General features: G+C 75.5%; 2 protein-coding genes. Both read right to left on the bottom strand.

Features of this window, described 5'->3' with window-relative positions; genetic code table 11:
- Positions 1 to 3898: type I polyketide synthase (locus ACIHAA_RS31825; protein WP_399823306.1), on the bottom strand; the 3898-nt coding region annotated here is incomplete at its 3' end.
- A 349-nt stretch (positions 3899 to 4247) separates the two neighbouring features.
- Positions 4248 to 5189, bottom strand: a 942-nt coding sequence (locus ACIHAA_RS31820) for a beta-ketoacyl reductase (protein ID WP_399823305.1), incomplete at its 5' end; no start/stop codon positions are given.

Below are 5189 nucleotides of genomic sequence, written 5' to 3'. Positions count from 1 at the left end.
CACCGACGACGCACCACCGCCCCGACAACCCCCCGGCGAGACCCTCCTCGGCCACCTCCGACCACTCCACCCCCACCAGCCAGTCCGCCCACTCCCCGGCGCGGTCGGTGAGGCCGCCGCGGGGGACCGGACGGTCCTCGAAGCCCCGGACCTCGACCAGGGGCGTTCCGGCGGTGTCCAGCAGGGTGATGTCCCAGCGGCCGTCAGCGGCGCGGCGGGCGTGGATCCAGTGGGCGCGCTCGTCGGCGCCCGGCCGGACGACGAGCCGTTCCACCGCGAAGGGCAGCCGGGCCTCGTCCGGCGCGTCCGAGGCGAGTGCGCTCGCCTCGGTGGCCTGGAAGAGCGCGTCCAGGAGCCCGGGGTGGACCGGGGCGAGCGGGGTGGTGCCGGGCTCCGCGGGGGTCACGGTGGCCAGGACCTCGTCCGTGTCCGCCCAGATGCGGTCCAGCCTGCGGAAGAGGGGCCCGAGTTCGATGCCATGGGCGGCGAGCCGGGCGTAGAGCGCGTCCCGGCCGATCTCCCGGCCCAGGCGGTCCCGTACGGCGTCCGTGTCCAGGGCGCGGTCGGTGCCGGGCTCCTCCACGGGGGCGTCCACGACCACCCGGCCACTGGCGAACACGGCGGCGTCCGCCGCTCCTTCGGGGCCCTCCTCCGTCTCTCCGGCGGCGTCCAGCAGCTGGAACTCCCGCTCGGCGGTGTCCGGGGCGGGGCTCAGGACGAGCTGCACGGTGCGGGTGCCGTCGTCGGGCAGCACCAGCGGCCCGGGGAAGACGACATCGCGCAGGACGACCGTGTCACCGCCGTGGGCCGCCTCGGCGGCGCTCGCCGCCATCGCCAGGTGGCAGGCGCCGGGCGACACCACGGATCCGCCCACCCGGTGTTCGCCGAGGAACGGCAGGGTGGCGGTGCCCAGTTCGGTCTGGAAGACCGTGGCCCGGTACTGCGGGAGCCGGACCCGGGTGTCGAGCAGGGGCCTGACCCGGGCGGCGGCGCGGACCGCGGCCTGCGGGGGCGCGGTGAACCAGTGGCGTTCGCGCTGGAAGGGGTAGGTGGGCAGCGGCACCCGCCGGGGGTGGGCCCGCCCGTCCACGGCCGCCCAGTCCACGGGGACACCCCGCACATGCAGGGCGGCTACGGCGGACAGCAGCGCGGACCGCTCCCGGCCGGGCCGCAGGCTGGGCACCCAGGCCGTGTCCTCGTCCCCGCCACTGGTGCCGTTGTCGCTCCCGTCGTCGGGCAGGCAGGCCCGGCCGAGGCCCAGCAGGACCGGCTTGGGCCCGGCCTCCACGAACACCCGGGCGCCCACGGCATGGGCGGACCGTACGGCGTCGGCGAAGCGCACCGGCTCCAGGGCGTGCCGCACCCAGTACTCGGGGTCGCACAGCTCCTCGGCCTCCGCGGGGGCGCCGGTCAGGTCCGAGACGACGGTGATGCGCGGGGGCGAGTAGCGCAGCCGCCGGGCGACCTCGCGCAGCCCCTCGGCGACCGGCGCCATCAGCGGCGAGTGGAAGGCGCCCGACACCGACAGGCGGCGGGCCTTGACCCCCTGGGCGGCGAGTGCCGCCACGACCGACTCGACCTGGTCGGCGGCGCCGGACACCACCACCTCGCCGGGCGCGTTCACGGCGGCGATGGACACCAGGGGGTGGGGGGCGACGGCCTCGGCGACCACGGCCTCCTCGGCGCGCAGCGACACCATCGCGCCGCCGTCCGGCAGCGCGCCCATCAACCGGCCCCGCTCGGCCACCAGCAGGGTCGCGTCCTCCAGGGTGAACACCCCGGCCACACAGGCCGCGACGATCCCGCCGATGCTGTGGCCCAGGACCACATCGGGGGTGACGCCGAAGGAGCGCCACAGCTCCGCAAGGGCGTACTCGACGGTGAACAGGGCGGGCTGGGTGTACTCCGTACGGTCCACCAGGTCCGCGGGGCCCTGTCCCGGACCGCGCCCCGGCACCGGTCCGTCGGGGCCGTCCGCGGGGGCGCCGGTGTCCTCCGGGTGCAGTACGGAGAGCAGGGGGCGGTCCAGGTGGCGGTCGAAGAGCGCGGCGCAGCGGTCGACGGCCGCGCGGAAGACCGGCCGGGTCGCGTACAGCTCGCGGGCCATGTCCCGGTACTGGGCGCCCTGTCCGGTGAAGAGGAGGGCCACGGCGGGGACGGGCCGGTGCGCGGGGACGTAGCCGGTGGCGCCGTTGGCCGAGGTCAGCCGCTCGGCCAGTTCGCCGGGCGTGGCCGCGACCACGGCGAGACGGTGTTCGAAGTGGTCCCGGCCGGTGTTGGCGGTGAAGCAGACGTCGTCGAGCGGGACCCCGTCCGCGTCCCCGGCCAGGAATCCGGCCATCCGCCCGGCGGCCTCGGCGAGCGCCTTCTCGGTACGGCCGGACAGTGCCAGGACGTGAAGGGGGCGGCCGGACTCCTCGGGGCCGACGGGCTGTCCGGGGGCAGCGGCCTCGCCGGACCCGGCTTCCTCGGACCCGGTCTCCGCGGACCCTGCCGCCGCGGGAGCAGCAGCCTCGGGCGCGGCCTCCTCGGGCGCGGCCGCCAGCACGATGTGGGCGTTCGTGCCGCTCATCCCGAAGGAGCTGATCCCCGCGACCCGGGCGCCGCCCGTCGAGGGCCACCCGGTGGGCGCGGTCGGCACGGTGAACGGCAGTTCCGCCCAGTCCACATGCGGGTTGGGCTCGGTGAAGTGCACATTGCCCGGGATCTCGCCGTGCCGGAGCGCCAGGACCGTCTTGATGACACCGGCGATCCCGGCGGCGCCCTCGGTGTGGCCGATGTTGCTCTTCACGGCGCCCAGCACCACGGGGTGCGGGCTGCGGCCGAACACCTCGGCGAGGGCGCCGACCTCGATCGGGTCGCCCAGGGCGGTGCCGGTGCCGTGGGTCTCGACGAAGGACACCTCGTCCGGCTCGACGTCCGCGTTGGCGAGGGCGTCGCGGATGAGGGAGATCTGCGCCGACTGGTTGGGGACGGTGAAACCGCTGGCGGGCCCGTCGTGATTGACGGCCGAACCGCGGACGACGGCGAGGACGGTGTCGCCGTCCCGGCGGGCGTCGGACAGCCGCTTGAGGACGACCATTCCGCAGCCCTCGCTGCGGCCGAAGCCGTCCGCCCGGGCGTCGAAGGTCTTGCACCGGCCGTCCGGGGCCAGCGCCCCGGTCCGGGCCAGCGACAGTGAGGTGGTCGGGGACAGCCGCAGATGCACCCCGCCCGCGAGAGCCAGCTCGCACTCGCCGAGCCGCAGCGCGGACACCGCCTGGTGGAGGGCGACCAGGGAGCTGGAACAGCCCGTGTCCATGGCCATGTTGGGGCCCTGGAGCCCGAGGACGTGCGAGATCCGGCCGGAGGCGAAGCAGAAGCCGGTGCCGGTGGCGTCGTAGTGGTCGAGGCGGGTGCCGTGGGCCTCCTCGACGAGCCGCGCGTAGTCGTTCTCGGCGATGCCGACATAGACGCCGGTGCGGCTGCCGCGCAGGGTCCGCGGGGCGTGCCCGGCGTCCTCAAGGGACTCCCAGGCGACCTCCAGCAGCATCCGGTGCTGGGGGTCGAGCCGGGCGGCCTCCTTGGGGGAGATGCCGAAGAACAGCGGGTCGAAGCGGTCCACGCCGTCCACGAAGCCGCCGTGGCGGCTGTAGAGCTTGCCCTCGGCGGCGGGGTCCGGGTCGTACAGCGCCGCCATGTCCCAGCGGTCCAACGGGACTTCGGTGATGGCGTCCCTGCCCTCGCGCAGCAGCCGCCAGAACTCGGCCGTGCCGTCCGCGGAGGGGAACCGGCAGGACATGCCGATGATCGCGATCTCCTCGCGGCCGCGGGCGAGTTCGCTCTCCAGCTTGTCGATGACGTACACGGACTGCTGCAACGAGGCGAGCAGCTCGTCCTGCGGCGTCGTTCCGGCCATGGTGGCGTTTCCCTCCAACAACTCTGCTATTCGGGGCGGCAGTCGGTCTGGTGCGCGCGGGTGTGCGTCGGGCGCGCATGAGTGCCGTGCCGCGGCGGTGCGTCGGCCAGTGCCGTGGGACCGGCGCGGGCGCGGTGCGTACGGACGGCGGTGCGGTCCGTACGGCCGTCGGCCCGGCCGACCGTCAGGGGGTCACCGGAGCGGGTGCGGGAGGGGCGGGGCCGCGGGGGCGGGGCGGTACGCGGGAGCGGTGGGGGTGGTCACGGTCTCGGTTCCTGTCCTTTTTTCTCGGTGCCTGTCGCCGGGGGCGGGAGTACCGGGTCGGTGCTCCCGCGGCCGGTGCGCCGGGTCAGGCGCGCCGGTGTGTGCGGTATTTCTCCGAGATCCGGGCCATCAGCTCGTTAGCCGAGGTGGCGGCGGGAGCCGTGGCGCCGGGGTCCTCCTGCTCCGCCTCGTCGGCCGGGTCCTCGGCCGGTTCGGCGGACGGGAGGGCGAGGTGCTGTGCCAGGAAGGGCACGAGGTCGTCGAGGGTGGAGTGGGTGAAGGCCAGGGTGGTGGGCAGCTTCAGCTCCAGGGCGTCCGAGAGCCGGGCCCGGAACTCCACGGCCATGAGCGAGTCCATGCCGAGGGAGGCGAAGCCCTGGTGGCGTCCCACGGGCTGCCGTGAGCCCAGGACTTGACGGAGCATCAGTTCTGTGCGTTCAGCGAGCAGGGCCCGGGGGTCGCGGGCCGCGGCCAGTTCGCCGCGCAGCGACGGTACGGCGCCCTGCCCGGCATCCGGGGCGGTGGCCGCGGGGACGGCGGGCGGTGGGGCCAGCCGGTCCAGATAGCCGTCCGGCAGGGTGTCGGCGAGCGCGGCGCGGAAGGCCGACCAGTCCGCCGGGGCGACCGCGACCGCGGGGGCGTCCGGGGCGGCGCAGGCCAGCCGGACCGCGAGACGGGCACCGCTGTCGGCGGGGATCGGCCGCAGTCCGGTCTTCCCGTGGTCGGCGGCGTCGCGGGCGGCCATGCCGACCTCGGCCCAGGGGCCCCAGTTGACCGCGAGACCGGGCAGCCCGTCGGCGCGGCGACGGGCCATCAGGGTGTCCAGGAAGGCGTTGGCGGCGCCGTATCCGCCCGTCCCCAGGGTGGGGAGGAGGGCGGCGACGGAGGAGAAGGCGACAAAGAAGTCCAGCGGAATCCGCCTGGCCCGCAGGACCCGGTCCAGCTCCGCCGCACCCCCCGCCTTCGCCCCGAACACCCGACCAAAACGCTCGGCCGACTGCGCCCCCAGCACCCCGTCGTCCAGCAC

Origin of the sequence: Streptomyces sp. NPDC052040 (genome assembly GCF_044548405.1) — a bacterium.
Lineage (GTDB): Bacteria > Actinomycetota > Actinomycetes > Streptomycetales > Streptomycetaceae > Streptomyces.
Note: the sequence above shows the minus strand (reverse complement) of the source record. Positions and strands in the feature narration are given on the sequence as shown.